Source organism: Enterobacter sp. CPE_E1241 (assembly GCF_045618265.1).
GTDB lineage: Bacteria > Pseudomonadota > Gammaproteobacteria > Enterobacterales > Enterobacteriaceae > Enterobacter > Enterobacter adelaidei.
On the sequence record NZ_JBIWYV010000001.1, the window covers coordinates 3,642,271 to 3,661,540 of the forward strand.

Sequence of the window (19,270 nt, forward strand, 5' to 3'; positions counted from 1 at the left end):
AGTTATCGATATTTTTTTAAAGGGAAAAAGCAGACTGATGCGGCGGCGCGCGGGTATCAGGATAAAGCCAGGGGAAAAAGTGCCAGTGACTGACCGCCTGTCGCGGTGGTTTAACACGAAGCCTCTGCAGCACCACACTGAGCAGGACGATCAGAGCCAGCATCACGCCCGGAACATGGGCTAATAGTACGCAGTAGCCGCACGCTTCCGCATGGTCGACTGGCATGGTGTGCTGCATATCACCGTGATGTTCATCCATCGACATCATGCTCATGTCATGATGCATGCCCGGCATGGCACTCATGGGATCTTTTTGCAGCGAGACAGAGATAAGCGGCGCCACCACGATCAGCAGGATCGCAAACAACGCGGTCAATGCCGCTGCGCGTTTCCAGTTGTTCTGATGCAGTACGTTATCCACTTACCCTCCACGGAAGAGGCAAGCATTGTAAATGATTTATGACAAAAGAGTTAACGCGAGAGATGCGATGAGATAAAAAAAGGGCCAGCCTTTCGGCCAGCCCTTTCTAACAGGATGTCGCTTAAGCGAATCTTAGTTCAGACGCTCTTTAATACGAGCAGACTTACCAGTACGCTCACGCAGGTAGTACAGTTTAGCTTTACGTACAGCACCACGACGTTTAACAGCAATGCTGTCAACTACCGGAGAGTGAGTCTGGAAGACACGCTCAACGCCTTCGCCGTTGGAAATTTTACGAACAGTGAATGCAGAGTGCAGACCGCGGTTACGAATAGCGATAACCACGCCCTCGAATGCCTGCAGACGTTTTTTGGAACCTTCAACAACCCATACTTTCACTTCCACGGTGTCACCTGGACGGAAGGAAGGTACGTCCTGCTTCATCTGCTCTTGTTCAAGTTGCTTAATAATGTTGCTCATAATTTAATCTCTTATCCTGGGTAAACTGATATTCGGGAGCGTATTACGCATTCCCATCATGTTCATGCTGCTGTTGCGCGTGTTCAGTTTTGAACTCGGCCAGCAACTTTGCTTGCTCTTCAGTCAGAGCCAGGTTTTCCAGAAGTTCAGGTCTTCTAAGCCAGGTTCGGCCCAGCGACTGCTTTAAACGCCAGCGACGTATCCCGGCATGGTTTCCAGACAGTAACACTGCCGGTACTTCCATCCCTTCTAACACTTCAGGACGAGTATAGTGTGGGCAGTCCAGCAATCCATCAGCAAAGGAATCTTCCGTTGCCGAAGCTTCGTGACCCAGAACCCCCGGAATAAACCGGGCGACGGAGTCAATCAGCGTCATTGCGGGTAACTCACCACCGCTGAGAACGTAATCGCCGATAGACCATTCTTCGTCAATCTCGGTTTGAATTACGCGCTCATCTATCCCTTCGTAGCGACCACAGACCAGAATCAGCTTTTGATTCGTCGCCAGTTCGCTCACGCCCGCTTGATCAAGCTTGCGTCCCTGAGGTGACAGATAAATCACCTTTGCGCCTTCACCTGCCGCGGCTTTTGCTGTGTGAATGGCGTCCCGTAAGGGTTGCACCATCATTAACATCCCCGGTCCGCCACCGTAAGGACGATCGTCCACGGTACGGTGCCGGTCATGAGTAAAGTCACGAGGACTCCAGCTCTGGATGCTCAGCAGGCCATTCTTTACTGCCCGGCCAGTTACCCCGTAATCGGTAATCGCGCGGAACATTTCAGGAAACAGGCTAATTATGCCAATCCACATAGCGCCGTCTTTTACCGTTTATCCGGAGAATTTAAAAACCAGGATCCCAATCTACTTCAATGGTTTGAGTAGTGAGATCGACTTTCTTGATAACCTGTCCATCGAGGAACGGGACCAACCGCTCCTTGATGCCAAATGCATCTTTCAGGTTTGCCTTAATGACGAGAACGTCATTTGACCCGGTTTCCATCATATCGATGACTTTCCCCAGGCTGTAGCCTTCGGTAGTGACTACCTGGCAACCCATAAGGTCTTTCCAGTAGTAGTCGCCATCTTCCAGCTGTGGCAACTGCGACGAATCCACGACAATTTCACAATTAGTCAGCGCATTCGCGGCATCACGATCGTCAACGCCTTTCAGCTTGATGATGATGTCCTGATTGTGGTGACGCCAGCTTTCCAGCTCGACCTCTTCCCACTTACCGCCTTTCTGGATAAACCAGGGCTGGTAATTAAAAATGCTATCAGCGTCTTCAGTGGAGGAAAACACTCTGAGCCAACCACGGATACCGTAGCAAGAACCCATTTTTCCCAATACGATCGGTTCAACAGGTGCTTTATTGCTCATCATGACCACCGTGACAGATTAAGCTGCTTTGTTTGCTGCTTTGATCAGCGTAGCAACGCGATCGGAAACAGTAGCGCCCTGGCCAACCCAGTGAGCGATACGATCCAGATCCAGACGAGTTTCTTCTTCTGCGCCAGCGGCCAGTGGGTTGAAGAAACCAACGCGCTCAATGAAGCGACCGTTGCGTGCATTACGGCTGTCAGTCACAACAACCTGGTAGAACGGACGCTTTTTAGCGCCGTGACGTGCTAAACGAATAGTTACCATAACATCCTCTTGTGTGAATAAAACAACCGGGCCCCATCGAGGAACGGAGCCCGGGTGTCATATTAAAAGCCCGAAAATTTTACTCATTTTCGGGCAAAAAGCAATCTCAAAAGCGATTAACGTCCAGGAAAGCCTGGGGGCATCATCCCTTTCATCCCACGCATCATCTTCGCCATGCCGCCTTTCTTCATTTTCTTCATCATGCGCTGCATGTCGTCGAACTGTTTCAGAAGGCGGTTAACGTCCTGTACCTGCATGCCACAACCGGCGGCAATACGGCGTTTACGGGAACCTTTGATGATGTCCGGGTTGGCACGTTCTTTAAGGGTCATCGAGTTGATGATCGCCTCCATACGCACCAGCACCTTGTCATCCATCTGCGCTTTCACATTGTCAGGGATCTGGCCCATGCCCGGCAGTTTGCCCATCAGGCTGGCCATGCCGCCCATGTTTTTCATCTGACGCAGTTGCTCAAGGAAGTCGGTCAGATCGAAACCGTCGCCTTTTTTCAGCTTGCTCGCCAGCTTTTCAGCCTGCGCGCGGTCAACCTTGCTCTCGATATCTTCGATCAGCGACAGCACGTCGCCCATGCCGAGAATACGGGAGGCAATACGATCCGGATGGAACGGCTCCAGCGCTTCAGTTTTTTCGCCCACGCCGAGGAATTTAATCGGCTTACCGGTGATATGACGAATCGAGAGGGCTGCACCGCCACGGGCGTCACCGTCCACTTTGGTCAGGACTACACCGGTTAACGGCAGCGCTTCATTAAACGCTTTCGCGGTATTTGCCGCATCCTGACCGGTCATGGCGTCGACAACAAACAGGGTTTCTACCGGATTGATAGAGGCATGCACCTGCTTGATTTCGTCCATCATCGCTTCGTCAACGTGCAGGCGACCGGCGGTATCCACCAGCAGCACGTCGTAGAATTTCAGCTTCGCTTCTTTCAGCGCGGCATTAACGATGTCGACAGGTTTCTGAGCCACGTCTGACGGGAAGAAATCCACACCAACCTGCTCTGCCAGCGTTTCCAGCTGTTTGATCGCCGCCGGGCGATAGACGTCCGCAGACACCACCAGCACTTTCTTCTTGTGCTTCTCGCGCAGGAATTTACCCAGCTTACCGACGCTGGTCGTTTTACCCGCACCCTGCAGACCCGCCATCAGCACCACGGCCGGTGGCTGAGCCGCCAGGTTAAGCACCTGGTTCTCTTCACCCATCGCCGAAACCAGTTCGTTACGAACGATTTTGACGAACTCCTGACCCGGGGTCAGGCTCTTGTTAACTTCATGACCAACCGCTTTCTCTTTAACGCGGTTGATAAAATCACGCACAACCGGCAACGCCACGTCTGCTTCCAGCAGCGCCATGCGCACTTCGCGCAGCGTTTCCTTGATGTTGTCTTCGGTAAGGCGTCCGCGGCCGCTGATGTTGCGCAGCGTGCGCGACAAACGATCGGTTAAATTATCAAACATTGTCTCTCGCCTGAGTAGAAACGTTGGGCCGCCATGAGCGACACATACACAGAATTTTGCCGGAGTATAACATGAAGGCGCCTTTGTTGTTATGCAACGGTTGGAGCAGGCGTCACGTAACGTTATACTGCTTCTCTTTCTTATTAAGACAACTGTCGATGCCTATATGCCTGTTTTCGCACTGATCGCCCTTGTTGCCTACTCTGTCAGTCTCGCGCTGATCATTCCCGGACTGCTGCAAAAAAACAGCGGCTGGCGGCGCATGGCTATTCTTTCCGCGGTGATCGCACTGATAAGCCACGCCTTTGCGCTGGAATCACGCATCATTCCCGGCGACGGCAGCGTGCAAAACCTGAGCGTCCTCAACGTCGGCTCGCTGGTCAGCCTGATGATCTGCACGGTGATGACCATTGTGGCCTCTAAGAATCGCGGCTGGTTACTGCTGCCGATTGTCTATACCTTTGCGCTGATCAATCTGGCTTTAGCCACCTTTATGCCCAATGAGTTCATTACGCATCTGGAGGCGACACCGGGTATGCTGGTGCATATTGGACTGTCGCTTTTTGCCTACGCGACGCTGATTATCGCTGCGCTCTACGCCATGCAGCTCGCCTGGATTGACTACCAGCTCAAAAACAAAAAGCTGGCGTTTAACCACGAGATGCCGCCGCTGATGGTCATTGAACGTAAAATGTTCCACATCACCCAGGTGGGCGTGGTTCTGCTGACGCTCACGCTCTGCACGGGCCTGTTCTACATGAAAAACCTGTTCAGCGTGGAGAATATCGATAAAGCGGTACTCTCTATCGTTGCGTGGTTTGTCTATATTGTCCTGCTCTGGGGCCATTATCATGAAGGCTGGCGCGGTCGTCGCGTGGTCTGGTTCAACGTCGCGGGTGCGGGCATTCTCACCCTTGCCTATTTTGGCAGCCGCTTCATACAGCAATTTGCTGGCTAAGAAACAAAGGAGTTCCCCCTGGAACACATCTCTACCACCACGCTGATCGTTACGCTGATCGTCATGGTGGTCATCTCCGCCTATTTCTCTGGCTCGGAAACCGGCATGATGACCTTAAACCGCTACCGGTTACGTCATCGTGCTAAGCAAGGTAACCGGGCTGCCCGTCGCGTTGAAAAACTGCTCCGCAAGCCGGATCGCCTGATAAGCCTGGTGCTCATCGGCAATAACCTCGTCAACATTCTTGCCTCTGCGCTGGGTACCATCGTCGGGATGCGACTGTACGGCAATGCCGGGGTGGCGATTGCCACCGGCGTGCTGACGTTCGTGGTGCTGGTGTTTGCCGAAGTGCTACCCAAAACCATCGCCGCGCTTTACCCTGAGAAAGTCGCCTACCCGAGCAGCTTCTTGCTCGCACCGCTGCTGATCCTGATGATGCCGCTGGTCTGGCTGCTGAATATGGTGACACGCCTCCTGATGCGGATGGTGGGTATCAAAGCAGACGTCACCATCAGTAGCGCGCTCAGCAAAGACGAACTGCGCACCATCGTGAATGAATCCCGTTCACAGATCTCCCGACGTAATCAGGACATGCTCCTGTCGGTGCTTGATCTGGAGAAGGTGAGCGTGAACGACATCATGGTACCGCGTAACGAAATCGTGGGTATCGACATCAACGATGACTGGAAAGCCATCGTCCGCCAGCTGACGCACTCCCCGCACGGGCGCATTGTGCTGTATCGCGACTCTCTCGATGACGCCATCAGCATGCTGCGCGTGCGCGAAGCTTACCGCCTAATGACCGAGAAAAAAGAGTTCACCAAAGAAGTCATGCTGCGCGCCGCCGACGAGATTTACTACGTGCCGGAAGGCACCCCGCTCAGCACGCAGCTGGTAAAATTCCAGCGTAACAAGAAGAAAGTCGGCCTGGTGGTTGATGAGTACGGCGATATTCAGGGGCTGGTGACGGTCGAAGATATTCTGGAAGAGATTGTCGGGGACTTTACCACCTCAATGTCTCCTTCTCTTGCGGAAGAAGTGACCCCACAAAACGACGGCTCGGTGCTGATTGACGGTAGCGCCAACATTCGCGAACTCAACAAAGCCTTTAACTGGCATTTACCGGAAGATGAAGCGCGAACCATGAATGGCATGATTCTGGAAGCACTGGAAGAAATCCCGGCTGCGGGCACGCGGGTGCGAATTGAACAGTACGATATTGATATCCTGGACGTGCAGGACAACATGATTAAGCAGGTGAAAGTCCTTCCCGTTAAACCCCTGCGCGAAAGTATCGCGGAATAATGTTGTAGTGCCGGGCAAGGCGAAACCACCACCCGGCACTACAGGGCGGCAAATTACGCTTTCGCTTTCGCCACGGTCACCATCGCTGCGCGAATGGTACGGCCGTTCAGGGTGTAACCTTTCTGCATCACGCCCAGCACCTTACCGGCTTCCACCTCTTCGGACTCCACCATCGCAATCGCCTGGTGAACGTTTGGATCCAGCGGAACGTTGGTATCGGCAATCACTTCCACGCCAAACTTACGCACCACGTCGAGCATGGATTTCAGCGTCAGTTCGATACCTTCGATCATCGCCGCGTTGTCCGGATTCGCTTTATCCGCTACTTCCAGCGCGCGATCGAGGCTATCAATCACCGGCAGCAGTTCGTTGACGAATTTCTCCAGCGCAAATTTATGCGCTTTTTCAACGTCCAGTTCGGTACGACGACGCAGGTTTTCCATTTCAGCCTTGATGCGCAGAACACCATCGCGTTCGCGATTCTGTGCTTCTACCAGCTGGGCTTCCAGATTCGCAATTTTTTCATCGCGCGGGTCCACCTGCTCAGCAGATGCGTCTGGCTCTACAGCCTCAACTTCATCGTGCTGTTCCGTGATAATTTCTTCAGGGGCTTGCCCCTCAGGCGTTTTCTGTTCTTTACTACTCATGAATTTCTCCGCGTTTTTCTGCATTCATCTCGCTAACTTCGCTTATTATGGGGATCAGTTTCCGGGATTCAAGGGAACAAGACAGATTGTCATCATTCATCAGGCACAAGGACCTCCAGAAAATGAATAATCATTTCAGGTGTATTGGGATCGTCGGGCATCCGCGTCACCCTACCGCATTGACGACACATGAAATGTTGTATCGCTGGCTGTGTAGCAAAGGCTATGAAGTGATGGTTGAGCAGCAGATTGCACAGGAGCTGCAGCTGAAGAGCGTCAAGACCGGTACGCTGGCGGAAATTGGCCAACAGGCGGATCTCGCCGTGGTGGTCGGCGGTGACGGCAACATGCTCGGCGCGGCCCGCACGCTGGCGCGTTATGACATCAAGGTCATCGGCATCAACCGTGGCAATCTCGGTTTTTTAACTGACCTCGACCCGGATAATGCCCAGCAACAGTTGGCTGACGTTCTGGAAGGCCACTATATCAGCGAAAAACGCTTCTTACTGGAAGCGCAGGTATGCCAGCAGGACTGCCAGAAGCGCATCAGCACCGCAATTAACGAGGTGGTCCTTCACCCCGGTAAAGTGGCGCACATGATCGAGTTCGAAGTCTATATCGACGAAATCTTTGCCTTCTCCCAGCGTTCTGACGGGCTGATTATCTCCACCCCGACCGGCTCAACCGCCTACTCCCTTTCTGCCGGTGGCCCGATCCTAACCCCTTCCCTGGACGCCATAACGCTGGTGCCAATGTTCCCGCACACGCTTTCCGCCCGTCCGCTGGTCATCAACGGTGACAGCACCATTCGTCTGCGCTTCTCCCACCGCCGAAATGACCTGGAGATCAGCTGTGACAGCCAGATAGCGCTGCCGATTCAGGAAGGGGAAGACGTGCTGATTCGTCGGTGTGATTACCACCTGAATCTCATTCACCCGAAAGACTACAGCTATTTCAACACATTAAGCTCGAAGCTTGGCTGGTCAAAAAAATTGTTCTGATTTTGCATCCAGCGCTTTACTGTATATAAAACCAGTTTATACTGTATGAAAACACAGTTATGGTTTTTCATACAGGAAAACAATTATGCTGGCACAACTGACCATCAGCAACTTTGCCATTGTTCGTGAGCTTGAGATCGATTTCCACAGCGGCATGACGGCGATCACCGGGGAAACCGGTGCGGGTAAATCCATTGCCATTGATGCCCTCGGCTTGTGCCTTGGCGGCCGTGCCGAGGGAGACATGGTGCGCATGGGCGCAAACCGTGCCGATCTCTGTGCCCGCTTCTCCCTGAAAGACACCCCTGCCGCCCAGCGCTGGCTGGAACAGAACCAGCTTGAAGATGGACGTGAGTGTTTACTTCGCCGCGTGATCAGCAGCGACGGTCGTTCACGTGGCTTTATCAACGGTACGGCGGTTCCACTCTCCCAGCTCCGCGAGCTCGGCCAGTTGCTTATCCAGATCCACGGCCAGCACGCACATCAGCAACTCGTCAAACCAGAACAGCAGAAAGCCCTGCTTGATGGCTATGCGGGTGAGTACGCGCTTACTCAGCTTATGGCAGAACATTATCGCCAGTGGCATCAAAGCTGCCGTGAGCTTGCCCAGCACCAGCAGCAAAGCCAGGAGCGCGCCGCACGCGCCGAGCTTTTGGAGTACCAGTTAAAAGAGTTGAACGAATTCAACCCGCAGGCGGGTGAGTTTGAGCAAATCGACGAAGAATACAAGCGTCTGGCCAACAGCGGTCACCTGCTTTCAACCAGTCAAAACGCCCTCAACATGCTTGCGGATGGCGAAGACGTGAACCTGCAAAGCCAGCTGTATAACGTTCGTCAACTGGTCACCGAACTGGCTGGCATGGACAGCAAACTTTCTGGCGTACTGGATATGCTGGAAGAGGCCGCGATTCAGATTTCAGAAGCCGGTGATGAATTGCGCCACTACTGTGAACGTCTGGATCTCGACCCGAACCGTCTGTTTGAGCTGGAACAACGCATCTCCCGTCAGATCTCACTGGCACGTAAGCATCACGTTACGCCGGAAGAACTGCCAAATTACTATCAGTCTCTGCTGGGAGAACAGCAGCAGCTTGACGATCAGGCTGACTCGCAGGAAACCCTCTCTCTGGCGGTGAACCTGCATCATGAACAGGCGATGGCAACAGCGAAACAACTGCATGAGATTCGAGTGCATTATGCCCAGGAGTTAAGTCAGCACATCACCGACAGTATGCACACGCTGGCGATGCCGCACGGCGTGTTTACGATCGATGTCCGCTTTGAAGAGAATGCTCTGACGGCAGAAGGTGCGGATCGTATCGAGTTCCGCGTCACCACTAACCCCGGTCAGCCGCTGCAGGCCATCTCCAAAGTGGCGTCCGGGGGTGAGTTGTCGCGTATCGCACTGGCGATTCAGGTGATTACCGCGCGTAAAATGGAAACCCCGGCGCTGATTTTCGATGAAGTGGATGTTGGGATCAGCGGTCCAACGGCGGCGGTAGTCGGTAAGCTGCTGCGTCAGTTAGGTGAATCAACACAAGTCATGTGTGTTACCCACCTTCCGCAGGTGGCTGGCTGTGGTCACCATCACTTTATCGTCAGCAAAGAAACCGACGGTGAAATGACGGAAACGCACATGAAACCGCTCGATAAACGTGCGCGTCTGCAGGAGCTGGCTCGTCTGCTTGGCGGCAGTGAAGTCACGCGTAATACGCTCGCAAACGCGAAAGAACTGCTGGCGGCATAAACTTTTTCGGGATCTCAGGGTCATAGAGAACAACAAAAACGCCGCCAGACCGGTTTCAAAGTGGGGCAAGGTCTATTATCATCGGCATATTACATATGAGCCGCGTTCTGCTCGGGCCCGAAAAGGAATCAAATCACTATGCGTTGTAAAATGCTGACCGCTGCCGCAGCGGTTCTTCTGATGTTGACCGCAGGCTGTTCCACTCTGGAGAAAGTGGTTTACCGTCCTGACATCAACCAGGGGAACTACCTTACCCCTAACGATGTGTCCAAAATCCGTGTGGGGATGACACAACAGCAGGTCGCTTATGCACTGGGAACCCCGATGATGTCCGATCCGTTCGGCACAAACACCTGGTTCTATGTATTCCGTCAGCAACCGGGCCACGAAGATGTGACCCAGCAAACCCTGACGCTGACCTTCAGCAGCGCAGGTGTGTTGACCAACATCGACAACAAGCCTGCCCTGACCAAATAATCAGGCGTCAGAAATGCAAAAAGGTGCTCAATGAGCACCTTTTTTGTTTCTGAATTCTTGCACAGAAACGTAGCCCCGGTAAGCGTCAGCGCCACCGGGGAAGAAAGCGCTACTTAGCCGCTTTCTCCGCGCGCTGACGACGCAGCTCTTTCGGGTCGGCAATCAACGGACGATAAATCTCCACCCGGTCACCTTCTTTCAGCACATCACCCAGCTTAACCGGGCGGCTGTAAATCCCGACTTTATTCTTCGCCAGGTCAATATCACTGCGAAGCTCAAGGATGCCGGAAGCTCGGATAGCCATCTCAACAGTAGCGCCCTCTTCCAGCGTTACACGTTGCAGATATTGCTTCTCCGGCAGCGCGTACACCACTTCCACAGCAATCTTATGCGACACTGTAAACCTCTTTGGCGCGGGTAGTGAACGCCTGAACCATATTTGAAGCCAGCTCTTTAAAGATGCGACCAAACGCCAGCTCAATCAGTTTATTCGTAAACTCAAAGTCCAGATGGAACTCGATACGACAGGCGTCAGCGCTCAGGGGCGTAAACTTCCAGCCACCCATCAGCGTTTTAAACGGACCATCCACCAGATGCATCAAAATACTCTGATTACTCGTCAGCGTATTACGCGTGGTGAACGTCTTGCTGATCCCCGCTTTGGAGACATCCACCGCTGCGGTCATCTGCGTTGGACCAGACTCCAGAACACGGCTCCCGGTACATCCAGGAATAAACGCTGGATAAGACTGAACATCGTTCACTAACTGATACATTTGTTCCGCGCTGTAAGGCACAAGCGCAGTACGGCTAATCTGAGGCATAGCATTTCCCATGGTCACACAACGGACAAATAATAACATTTATCACCTGTTAAAAAAACGCTAAGCCTCATCTCGTGCTAAGATAGCGCGTTAGACCTCACAGGACGCAATGAGGTGACTTTTTGAAATCAGATTACCGACGGCTTTACGACACTTATGACGAAGAAAAAAGCACATAAACCAGGCTCGGCGACCATTGCGCTCAACAAGCGTGCTCGCCATGAGTATTTCATTGAAGAAGAATTCGAAGCTGGCCTTGCGTTGCAGGGCTGGGAAGTAAAATCGCTGCGCGCCGGGAAAGCCAACATCGGCGATAGCTACGTGATCCTGAAAGATGGTGAAGCCTTCCTGTTCGGGGCGAACTTTACGCCGCTGACCGTCGCCTCTTCGCACTATGTTTGTGACCCAACACGCACACGTAAACTGCTGCTGAACAAGCGCGAGCTGGAATCCCTCTATGGTCGCATCAACCGTGAAGGGTTCACCGTGGTTGCTCTGTCGCTGTACTGGAAAAATGCCTGGTGCAAAGTGAAAGTTGGCGTTGCGAAGGGTAAAAAACAACACGATAAACGAACTGACCTGAAAGAGCGCGAGTGGCAGCTCGACAAAGCGCGCATCATGAAAAATGCAGGGCGTTGATTCTGCACACTTATTGTACTATTCAATAAGTTAGCGTTCCGGGCTGGTATCCAGCAAGTGAAATCTGGTATACTGAGTTCAACACTATTGGGGCTGATTCTGGATTCGACGGGATTTGCGAAACCCAAGGTGCATGCCGAGGGGCGGTTTGCCTCGTTAAAAGCCGCAAAAATAGTCGCAAACGACGAAAACTACGCTTTAGCAGCTTAATAACCTGCTCTGAGCCCTCTCTCCCTAGCTTCCGCTCTTAAGACGGGGATCAAAGAGAGGTCAAACCCAAAAGAGATCGCGTGGAAGCCCTGCCTGGGGTTGAAGCGTTAAAACTAATCAGGCTAGTTCGTTAGTGGCGTGTCTGTCCGCAGCTGGCGTGCGAATGTAAAGACAAACTAAGCATGTAGTACCGAGGATGTAGAAATTTCGGACGCGGGTTCAACTCCCGCCAGCTCCACCACTTTTGATATGACTGCAACCGGACAGCGGCAATAAAAACAGCCACTTACGGACTCTGACCAGACAGAGCGCAGACCGAGAAAAGACAAAAAAATGCACGTGAAATGCACGTGCACTTTAAAAGAACCCCAGATCTCATGGTCTGGGGTTTTTCTATTTGTAACTAAGAGTAACAAAAAAAACCTCTCCCTTTCGCGTCCCGCTCGCCTTGACACTGTTTATTTTTACAGTAAAAATACTGTATACAACCACAGTGGTTTTCCGGAGGCTTTTATGTTCGTTGAACTGGTTTATGACAAGCGAAATGTAGAGGGACTTGAAGGGGCCAGAGAGATTATCCTGGCTGAGCTGACGAAGCGGGTGCACCAGATTTTCCCTGATGCCGAAGTTAGGGTTAAGCCGATGCAAGCGAACGGCTTGAATAGCGATGCCAGCAAAAGCGATCGGGAAAAGCTCAATCGCATGCTGGAGGAAATGTTTGATGACTCAGACATGTGGCTGACTCATGGTTAGCCATGCGCGCACTTGAAATAAATGTGGTAGCCCCTACATATAGGGTTGCAAAATGAAAAACGCAACTAGTTAGTACTTTGAAACAAGCAACCCAATAAATGCGGCACTTTCTACTATCGTAACCACATTTTTAGTCAAAAATGCCATCCAATTTTAAGTGACTGGTTGCTTGAAACTTATTAATATGTACTAAGATTTACCCATAAGGTAAAACTGTTGCAGCATCTATAAAACCACACACCATAAGGGGGCATACGATGGCTTATTCTGCAGCTGCAGTTGCTAATGCCTTCATCGATAGAGGCATTAAAGGTCTTATCCCTGATCTGAGTCCGATGAAAGTACAAAAGTTACTTTTTTATACTCAGTCTTGGTATCTACGATTTCATCATGGACAACCTCTCATTGATGATGATTTCAAAAGATGGAAATTCGGCCCAGTGATCCCTTCTATCTACCACGAGTTGAAGCCATATGGCTATTTCCCTGTTACAAGGAAGATCTCGGGTTTGGTTCAGGTACCGCAAAACGGAATGAAGATTGTTACACCAGAAATTAATGCTAATGATTTGGATGCGATAAAACTCATCGATCAGATTGCAACCAACTATGGGAAATACTCTGGACCTGAGCTTTCAGCATTGACTCATGCACCCGGGGCTGCATGGTCCTTAGGTCCGGATGATGGAAGTACAATTACTCTCGAACAGATGATGAACAATATCCACCCTCAATGAGTTCACATAGCCAACCATCATCCCTTCAACAACAGGCGGTTGCTGCAAACGAAGCAACTGCCTCTTCAAACCCTTTTTTCTCTGATAGTGAAGTAAAAAAAGGCCCTGCAGTTAACAGTCGTGAAGACGCGCCTCCGGATGAGCCTGTACCTGGAGCGCGCCCTAGAGACTATACAGATGATTTGAGATATCAGGATGTAGAAGACCGAACAGCTAATCGTAAGCTGCGTCAAAGATTCGCAGAGAAGGCCTATAAAGTTGCAAAATGGGGTCTCTATGGCTGGGGCTGTGTTCTGATCTTATCTGTCATCGGCAATGTAGTTGGTGTGAAAACATTTTCCGATGAAGTGTTAATTGCAATAACCAGCGCTACAACTTTAAATCTTTTCGCTGCGTTCCTTGGTGTTATTCGTGGTTTATTCCCATCAGGGAAAGAAACGAAAGAAAATGGTGGTTAATCCCATTTACAATAAAACGGCTATCTAGTTAATAGTCATCTTTTTCAGGCATATTAAGCATTTTACGCAACTTTTTATTCACTTCTTTCTTCCGTCGAGTGAACGCCACCTCAGCTTCAACCTTCCGCTCTTTGTCCCTGAGCTTGGTAGGTTCAACTTCCACTGCTAACAAGGCGGCCAAGCAATCTTCTTTCGTAAACAAGTACGGTGACTTGGGCCTATCGCTGACCCGGTAGGCTTTGAGACGACCTTCAAGAACCCACTGAGTAACCGTAGCCGTTGAGATGCCGAGTAGTTCCGCTGCTTCCTTTCGTGTCAACGTTAGCTTTTCCATGACTTTGCTTAGCTTTTTCTTTGACGCGGGATTGCAACCTTTTGCCTTTCAACCCAGGCATCAACTTCAAATCGGTTATACATTATCGGGCTGTTATCCTTAGGTTGGCAATCGCCTGAATAGTGTCGATACTCCCTTCCCTCCATCCATGATTTTTCCCGTGCAGATCTGATTGCGTTCTTTGTGAGGCCTGTGATAGCCATCAGTACCGACTCGGTAACCCATTTATTTGGCTCTAATTGAAATTTTTGATGTTCCATAACCCACACACATTTCTAACGAGGAGAACGTAAGTTGAACATATATTTTATGGACCTGAAAGAGGTTTGCCGCAAAGTTGGGTTCAAAAAAGGGTCCATTTACAACTGGATGAACGCGGGTGAATTTCCGCAATCAATAAAAATAGGTAGGTCAGTAAGATGGGTATCAACGGAGGTGGAAGCGTGGATCGACGAAAAAGTTCGAGCATCTAGGGGGGAATAACGATTCTGCAAGAGTACGATATATTGCTGGTTTCTGAGTTTCCGACCGTTCGTCAAGTTGGCCTTTAAATTTTACTCGGGTAATATTCCCGGCGTTTGCTCGGGCATGAACACTGAGCAACCAGCCGCCGCCTTTTCTTGCATACGATGGGCGGCGGCATTCACCTTTATGCAGGTTTTTCAGGCCAGATGATATCCGGAGCTTTCGAGGTGTCCACTGCCTGCACTGCTTTAATGTACTGCATCCAGGCAATCAGGCTTGCTTTGTCTTCGTCGCTGATAATGTCCAGTTGCAGTTCAGTTTGCCAGAAACTGATTGTTTCCTGCGCTTCAACCAGTAACGCGGTTTTCTGCTTATCCGCCGTTTTTACATCAGCAGCATGCTGAGCATCTGTATCTGTTATCCACTTTTTCCCATCCCATTTCTGGTAAGGACCTGAAGGGGCAACACTGGTGTAACCATCCTTAACTGGACCGATATAATCTACCGTTGAGGCCGAGGCGTCAGCGGTTGAATATACCGTTTCACCACGATGGTCTTCATTAAGCACCCATCCGCCGCTCTGGAATACAGCGACCTTCCCAGCCACTTCATCACCTGGTTCAATATCAGTAGAATCACCCGGCATACTGACACCAATATTAATATATTCGTCAGACCATCCCATGTATTCAAACGTCACCGCGTCGTAGTAATAGCACCGGATTTCACCGGCTTCTTTTGCCAGTCCATTTTCATCGAAAACAGGTTTCATTATTTAGCCCTTACTAAAAAGTTGAATGCAATGTTACGTGGGCGTGTTTCAGTACCGCCTGGGTTCTGGAATGCAGGCAAAGCCGACCCACCGGGCTGACTGATGCCGTTTGTATATAAAGGAGATGCACCCGAAACGGTGCCAAACACTACATTACTTCCACTTCCATTTGTTCCTAAAAATTTATGCTCGTGTGTTTTGAAATCGTCTGATTGCGCGGAAAGTAATGCACGGCCACTATCAACACCACGGCCATCATCCCAGATACGAATAAATTCACCGCGTGCTTCAGGCAGTGTTAATCCAGGAAACACCAGAGCGAGTTTTGGATAGTTCGACGCTGAGAATGTGGCTCCGTTGAACTTCAGAAACACCATATCAGCCCATTCAGTCATAACCGTATTTGGCATTGCCGAGGACGGCCAGAAGAACGGAATACCGATAGCTGGCGCCCCCGCTCCCAAACCGAGGTATGTGAGAAGGTTGGCGATACTGCTTTGACCGATTATGTCACGCCCGACTGAAGTAAGATCCGTCTGCGCTGCAGTATCTGCCCCGGTGAAATACGGAAGCTTATTTGCTCCTGTAGCGAGGCCGGCAAGTGATGTCAGTGTGGCATCAAGCCCCTGAAAGTCCTTACCGAACGCGGTGGTCATTTTGGTAATGAACCCGCTCACATCACCATCATCCAGCACATCCAGCCCGCTTTTGTTGGCGGTGTACTGCGCAAGCGCTGCCGCGATAAAAGCTGCCTGCCGAATAGCTTTGTTGACCTGCTCGCTGGATGCTTTGCCTGCTGTAAATCCAGAAAGTAGAGCAGGCAGAGCTTCCCAGTCAGCCTGGGACATTACATTTGCGCCAGCGCCGGTAGCAAACGGTTTAAAATCATTTTTAGCCATTACAGTAATTTCCCCCATGCGCCATCATCAAATCCGGCGATGTATTCGTTGTCCATGTCAAAACCGAAGAATCGATTACCCTCTGACGGTGTTTCTACCGAAGGCGTTTCAACGTCACCGGCCCATACGCCAGCGGCTTTAACGGTGAGATAGCCCTGCTTGATAGCGGCGATCAGTTCGAGAGACACATTAGAAATATCAGTCTCGGGAAAAACCCAGACCGAGATCGTCATGTCCTGGTTGTCGACGATTTGCATCCTCAGGCCTGAGCCTGCGGTCGCAGCGTCAAGGATGGGAGGCAGCGAATCATTGCGGCCGTCCCAGTTGTTGATAGCTATTTTCGCCTTAAGTACGATGCGGTATGTTGCATCACTCAGCGTTGTGTAGCCTGAATCGGGGTCATACGGGCCTTGCCATACGCCCTGGTCATATCCCAGCCCGTCAGTGTCCCAGCTGAAATAAACGCCGCTTATCGGCTGGCTGACGATGCGACTGCGACCAATCCAGAGGCCGAGCGTATCGAGCTGGACACCGACGGCGGTATCGATGTCGAAAGCGCTTACCAGTCCCCGGGTGGCGGTAGTGATATCTATCAGTGGCCGCGTGCTCAGGTCGACGTGATCAAAAAATTTCGGCTTCGTGGCGTGATAGTTGGTGATTAAGTCCGTGTACTTGCTCATGACGTCACCGATAGAACAATGTTTTCGGGTTTACACGACGCGGATTCGTTATAGGCGATGGTGATGTTTGCCGCCGCTACGCTACTGGCTGATTTGCCAATCAGCAGCTCCTGTATGTCGTAGTAGCGGGCATTGCCGCCACTCACTACGCCGAGGTTCGCCGGAGAATAAATCCTGCTCAGCAGCACATCGTCCCCGATTGTCAGCCCGTTGATGTAATCCGCGACGGCCTGCTGAATCTGTACGCCAATTTGAGACGTGTAGCCGGTGAATGCTTTCAGGGTGATATGCCCGTAAATCGGGACATCAGTCGACCGAGAAAGGCCTACATCATGCGGGTTACCGTATTTATCCGGCACCGTGACAACAGTTGAGCCGTAGGGTGTTGTTCCCTGCCCCTTATTCCCCCTAATAGCCTGAGCTATTTCGGTAAGGTCGCCGCCGTCTACGATGGCAGCAATGGAATGCGGCGGTAACCCGTTGCTGTCTGTTGTCCCTTTGTCGTTTTCGTACAGCTTGTGACGGGTCACGCCAGCCACGTTCGCAATGGCTCCGTCTACAGCATCAAAGGGCGTAATCGATGGTAGTGCCACACTCTGGCTCTGCCGGACTCGCAGCTGGTCATCGCGCTCAGCAGGTACACCTACAGTGGCCGCCGCCGGGTTGGTTACCGATGCCCAGCCACGGGTCGGCATGTTGATAGTGGTAATCGTCCCGGCCAGCGCCGCAACCGCTCCGCTGTTTGAACAGGTAGCAGTCACCGTCACGGTACCGCCGACACCGATCGTGACCGAGGCAGGAAGCCGCCAGATCACGTTATTCGTGTCTTTCACGGTACCGTTTGTGATGGATGCCCCGGCGGTACCGGTCAGAAGCAGATCCACGGTAGAGTTCGTCGCCCCTCGGCGCGCGATACCGTTAATTTTTACGTTACTGGTCAGCGCTGCGCCGTAACCCGTAGCAGGTGAGAAGCAGTTATAAACGGAGATGGCCGTGTTGTTGGCATCGTGAATAGCCAGCGCCACCAGCGCCACCATCTGGCCGTCTTTGCTGTCTGGCTCCAGATAAGCGTCACTGCCATAAATCTGCTGAAAATAGCTCGTCAGGGTATCGAGTATCGTCTGATAATCAGGCGCACTGATCCCCTCAGCGGTTACCGTTGCCGATAAGCCGAGTGTGTCCAAATTGAGGGCCATTTATGCCTCGCTGGTTACTGTCGTTGTTCCGTAGATAGTGTCGATTTCAGCGAAGAACTGGACGCGGCGCGTCGTAGTATTCACTGTCGTATTGAAAGAGAGGATGGATTTAACGCCCCGCGTTTCGAGGATGCGCTTACGGATCGCCAGGTTGTAGGTTTCCGGCTTCTGCTTACCAAGTACGGACTGAATCCACGGTGTCCCCTCTGTGGTGTCGAGAAACCATTGCCCGTACCATAATTCGAATCGCGTTTTCACGGCCTGCGCCACGGCCTCAGGTGAGTTAATCAGCCAGGTATCATCGCCGCTGCCAAAGGTGTAATCACCGTCGGCGTCTTCGCGTCTGTATCGCATCAGTTCACCCCGTCTGTGTTGCTTCCGCCTCGCTGAACCCCGCCGTGCGTGTGCGTATCATCAATTGACTTGCCGTTAGCTTTAACGGTACCGATAAACTCGACAGCGCCGATGATTTTGGATGCAACGCCAGAAGCGACAGAACCCACCATTCCACCCAGCCAGGACAGGAGCCCATGAATGGTAACTTTCGCTGAGAAGTCGGCCAGCGGGGTAACTACATCCAGACCGCCAGGCGCTACGATTTTAATTTTCTGCGTAGTGGGGTTGAGCTCAAAGAACGTGCTTCCGTCGTCGCTGCGCAGCTGAGCGGCCCCCGTGCTGATTCCGCTGATTTTCTGCGCCTGTGACTGCGGCCCGACGATACAAAACGCATCCGATAAGTCATGCACCCGGTCGTCGACAGGCTCCTGCACCCCGCCGTTCTGCCACCAGAAATCGATACAGCGATCAGCAAAAATCACCAGGCATTCATCACCGGCTTTAACCGGGAACGTCAACGTGCAGCCGCCACCGCGTGGAAATACCACCGGCACATCCACCAGCAGCGGGTAATTTTTGGTAACACGCTTCCCGTCGTTATCCGTTTCAACCGAACGGATAGCAGGCTGCACAACCGCCGTCACCGCGTCAGGATCGAATGACTGGACGATGCCAGGCAAAGCGACTCGGATCTGGTTCTTTGTGGTTTCCCGCTCGGATTTGAATGTTTCGGCAAGATCGCCGCTTCGGGTCTGGTCAGATACTGCCATTTGGTAGGCTCCAGAAAGCAAAAAACCCGCCAGGTGG

At 51.8% G+C, this 19,270-nt stretch carries 27 protein-coding genes and 1 other RNA gene; 11 read left to right on the top strand and 17 right to left on the bottom strand.

All coding sequences use genetic code 11. The features are described from left to right. Positions 1 to 16: 16 nt before the first annotated feature. The 6 genes from ACJ9Y9_RS17720 to ffh all read right to left on the bottom strand — a co-directional run bounded on the left by ACJ9Y9_RS17720 (position 17) and on the right by ffh (position 4,025). The gene (locus ACJ9Y9_RS17720; RefSeq protein ID WP_028016733.1) at positions 17 to 421 is read right to left on the bottom strand and encodes a DUF2946 domain-containing protein; all 405 of its coding nucleotides are present in this window, start codon (positions 419 to 421) and stop codon (positions 17 to 19) included. Positions 422 to 553: 132 nt separating this feature from the next. After that, positions 554 to 901: a 50S ribosomal protein L19 gene (rplS, locus tag ACJ9Y9_RS17725; RefSeq protein WP_002914145.1), complete on the bottom strand. Its 348-nt coding sequence runs from the start codon at positions 899 to 901 to the stop codon at positions 554 to 556. Between the two features lie 43 nt (positions 902 to 944). After that, positions 945 to 1,712 carry a tRNA (guanosine(37)-N1)-methyltransferase TrmD gene (gene trmD / locus ACJ9Y9_RS17730; RefSeq protein WP_028016734.1) on the bottom strand — a complete coding sequence of 256 codons (768 nt, stop codon included), beginning with the start codon at positions 1,710 to 1,712 and terminating at the stop codon, positions 945 to 947. Positions 1,713 to 1,743: 31 nt separating this feature from the next. Beyond that, complete coding sequence (rimM, locus tag ACJ9Y9_RS17735) at positions 1,744 to 2,283, bottom strand: ribosome maturation factor RimM (protein WP_028016735.1); 540 nt, start codon at positions 2,281 to 2,283, stop codon at positions 1,744 to 1,746. A 15-nt stretch (positions 2,284 to 2,298) separates the two neighbouring features. Continuing rightward, positions 2,299 to 2,547 carry a 30S ribosomal protein S16 gene (gene rpsP / locus ACJ9Y9_RS17740; protein WP_003863133.1) on the bottom strand — a complete coding sequence of 83 codons (249 nt, stop codon included), beginning with the start codon at positions 2,545 to 2,547 and terminating at the stop codon, positions 2,299 to 2,301. A 116-nt stretch (positions 2,548 to 2,663) separates the two neighbouring features. Next, positions 2,664 to 4,025, bottom strand: coding sequence for a signal recognition particle protein (gene ffh, locus ACJ9Y9_RS17745; RefSeq protein ID WP_008502496.1), 1,362 nt, complete (start codon positions 4,023 to 4,025; stop codon positions 2,664 to 2,666). 166 nt (positions 4,026 to 4,191) lie between these two features. On the opposite strand from ffh, the gene ACJ9Y9_RS17750 reads away from it, so the two are divergent. Then, on the top strand, positions 4,192 to 4,983 hold the full coding sequence (locus tag ACJ9Y9_RS17750; protein ID WP_032666789.1) for an inner membrane protein YpjD: 792 nt from the start codon (positions 4,192 to 4,194) through the stop codon (positions 4,981 to 4,983). Between the two features lie 18 nt (positions 4,984 to 5,001). Beyond that, on the top strand, positions 5,002 to 6,288 hold the full coding sequence (locus ACJ9Y9_RS17755; RefSeq protein WP_028016737.1) for an HlyC/CorC family transporter: 1,287 nt from the start codon (positions 5,002 to 5,004) through the stop codon (positions 6,286 to 6,288). Between the two features lie 53 nt (positions 6,289 to 6,341). Here the strand turns inward: ACJ9Y9_RS17755 and grpE are convergent, their stop codons facing one another. Continuing rightward, positions 6,342 to 6,935 (bottom strand): nucleotide exchange factor GrpE, encoded by a 594-nt coding sequence (gene grpE / locus ACJ9Y9_RS17760; protein ID WP_032666780.1) that lies wholly within the window; start codon positions 6,933 to 6,935, stop codon positions 6,342 to 6,344. Between the two features lie 122 nt (positions 6,936 to 7,057). On the opposite strand from grpE, the gene nadK reads away from it, so the two are divergent. The 3 genes from nadK (at position 7,058) to bamE (ending at position 10,160) form a co-directional block, all read left to right on the top strand. Further along, on the top strand, positions 7,058 to 7,936 hold the full coding sequence (nadK, locus tag ACJ9Y9_RS17765; RefSeq protein WP_008502500.1) for an NAD(+) kinase: 879 nt from the start codon (positions 7,058 to 7,060) through the stop codon (positions 7,934 to 7,936). Between the two features lie 85 nt (positions 7,937 to 8,021). Then, complete coding sequence (gene recN, locus ACJ9Y9_RS17770) at positions 8,022 to 9,683, top strand: DNA repair protein RecN (RefSeq protein ID WP_028016739.1); 1,662 nt, start codon at positions 8,022 to 8,024, stop codon at positions 9,681 to 9,683. A 138-nt stretch (positions 9,684 to 9,821) separates the two neighbouring features. Continuing rightward, positions 9,822 to 10,160, top strand: coding sequence for an outer membrane protein assembly factor BamE (gene bamE, locus ACJ9Y9_RS17775; protein ID WP_014884883.1), 339 nt, complete (start codon positions 9,822 to 9,824; stop codon positions 10,158 to 10,160). A 109-nt stretch (positions 10,161 to 10,269) separates the two neighbouring features. Here the strand turns inward: bamE and ACJ9Y9_RS17780 are convergent, their stop codons facing one another. Both ACJ9Y9_RS17780 and ACJ9Y9_RS17785 read right to left on the bottom strand, forming a co-directional pair. After that, positions 10,270 to 10,557 (bottom strand): RnfH family protein, encoded by a 288-nt coding sequence (locus ACJ9Y9_RS17780; RefSeq protein ID WP_108090949.1) that lies wholly within the window; start codon positions 10,555 to 10,557, stop codon positions 10,270 to 10,272. Beyond that, positions 10,547 to 10,984: a type II toxin-antitoxin system RatA family toxin gene (locus tag ACJ9Y9_RS17785; protein WP_195757727.1), complete on the bottom strand. Its 438-nt coding sequence runs from the start codon at positions 10,982 to 10,984 to the stop codon at positions 10,547 to 10,549. The genes ACJ9Y9_RS17780 and ACJ9Y9_RS17785 overlap by 11 nt, the downstream gene beginning before the upstream one ends. A 156-nt stretch (positions 10,985 to 11,140) precedes the next feature. On the opposite strand from ACJ9Y9_RS17785, the gene smpB reads away from it, so the two are divergent. The 5 genes from smpB (at position 11,141) to ACJ9Y9_RS17810 (ending at position 13,781) form a co-directional block, all read left to right on the top strand. Further along, positions 11,141 to 11,623: an SsrA-binding protein SmpB gene (smpB, locus tag ACJ9Y9_RS17790; RefSeq protein ID WP_008502505.1), complete on the top strand. Its 483-nt coding sequence runs from the start codon at positions 11,141 to 11,143 to the stop codon at positions 11,621 to 11,623. An 89-nt stretch (positions 11,624 to 11,712) separates the two neighbouring features. Next, positions 11,713 to 12,074, top strand: a transfer-messenger RNA (tmRNA) gene (gene ssrA / locus ACJ9Y9_RS17795). 272 nt (positions 12,075 to 12,346) lie between these two features. Then, positions 12,347 to 12,586 carry a DinI family protein gene (locus ACJ9Y9_RS17800; protein ID WP_262770676.1) on the top strand — a complete coding sequence of 80 codons (240 nt, stop codon included), beginning with the start codon at positions 12,347 to 12,349 and terminating at the stop codon, positions 12,584 to 12,586. A gap of 257 nt (positions 12,587 to 12,843) precedes the next feature. Beyond that, entirely contained in the window at positions 12,844 to 13,323 is a 480-nt protein-coding gene (locus tag ACJ9Y9_RS17805) for a Panacea domain-containing protein (RefSeq protein WP_262770675.1), read from the top strand. After that, entirely contained in the window at positions 13,320 to 13,781 is a 462-nt protein-coding gene (locus ACJ9Y9_RS17810) for a hypothetical protein (protein WP_262770674.1), read from the top strand. The genes ACJ9Y9_RS17805 and ACJ9Y9_RS17810 overlap by 4 nt, the downstream gene beginning before the upstream one ends. A 28-nt stretch (positions 13,782 to 13,809) precedes the next feature. Here ACJ9Y9_RS17810 and ACJ9Y9_RS17815 read toward each other — a convergent pair whose 3' ends face one another. Together ACJ9Y9_RS17815 and xisR are read right to left on the bottom strand one after the other, a co-directional pair. Beyond that, positions 13,810 to 14,115 (bottom strand): helix-turn-helix domain-containing protein, encoded by a 306-nt coding sequence (locus tag ACJ9Y9_RS17815; protein ID WP_407226189.1) that lies wholly within the window; start codon positions 14,113 to 14,115, stop codon positions 13,810 to 13,812. An 8-nt stretch (positions 14,116 to 14,123) separates the two neighbouring features. Continuing rightward, entirely contained in the window at positions 14,124 to 14,375 is a 252-nt protein-coding gene (gene xisR, locus ACJ9Y9_RS17820; protein WP_407226190.1) for an excisionase family protein, read from the bottom strand. A gap of 49 nt (positions 14,376 to 14,424) precedes the next feature. Between xisR and ACJ9Y9_RS17825 the strand changes: the two genes are divergently transcribed. Continuing rightward, entirely contained in the window at positions 14,425 to 14,598 is a 174-nt protein-coding gene (locus ACJ9Y9_RS17825; protein ID WP_236903494.1) for an AlpA family transcriptional regulator, read from the top strand. Between the two features lie 166 nt (positions 14,599 to 14,764). Here the strand turns inward: ACJ9Y9_RS17825 and ACJ9Y9_RS17830 are convergent, their stop codons facing one another. The 6 genes from ACJ9Y9_RS17830 to ACJ9Y9_RS17855 are packed head-to-tail and all read right to left on the bottom strand — an operon-like array spanning position 14,765 to position 19,233. Further along, complete coding sequence (locus ACJ9Y9_RS17830; protein WP_407226191.1) at positions 14,765 to 15,352, bottom strand: tail fiber assembly protein; 588 nt, start codon at positions 15,350 to 15,352, stop codon at positions 14,765 to 14,767. Continuing rightward, positions 15,352 to 16,251: a phage tail protein gene (locus ACJ9Y9_RS17835; RefSeq protein ID WP_407226192.1), complete on the bottom strand. Its 900-nt coding sequence runs from the start codon at positions 16,249 to 16,251 to the stop codon at positions 15,352 to 15,354. Before ACJ9Y9_RS17835 ends, ACJ9Y9_RS17830 begins: the two co-directional genes overlap by 1 nt. After that, complete coding sequence (locus tag ACJ9Y9_RS17840; protein ID WP_407226193.1) at positions 16,251 to 16,931, bottom strand: DUF2612 domain-containing protein; 681 nt, start codon at positions 16,929 to 16,931, stop codon at positions 16,251 to 16,253. The genes ACJ9Y9_RS17835 and ACJ9Y9_RS17840 overlap by 1 nt, the downstream gene beginning before the upstream one ends. Continuing rightward, positions 16,928 to 18,127, bottom strand: a complete 1,200-nt coding sequence (locus tag ACJ9Y9_RS17845) for a baseplate J/gp47 family protein (protein ID WP_407226194.1) — start codon at positions 18,125 to 18,127, stop codon at positions 16,928 to 16,930. The genes ACJ9Y9_RS17840 and ACJ9Y9_RS17845 overlap by 4 nt, the downstream gene beginning before the upstream one ends. Further along, on the bottom strand, positions 18,128 to 18,481 hold the full coding sequence (locus ACJ9Y9_RS17850) for a hypothetical protein (RefSeq protein ID WP_023325694.1): 354 nt from the start codon (positions 18,479 to 18,481) through the stop codon (positions 18,128 to 18,130). Then, positions 18,481 to 19,233 carry a Gp138 family membrane-puncturing spike protein gene (locus ACJ9Y9_RS17855; RefSeq protein ID WP_407226195.1) on the bottom strand — a complete coding sequence of 251 codons (753 nt, stop codon included), beginning with the start codon at positions 19,231 to 19,233 and terminating at the stop codon, positions 18,481 to 18,483. Before ACJ9Y9_RS17855 ends, ACJ9Y9_RS17850 begins: the two co-directional genes overlap by 1 nt. Positions 19,234 to 19,270 lie beyond the last annotated feature (37 nt).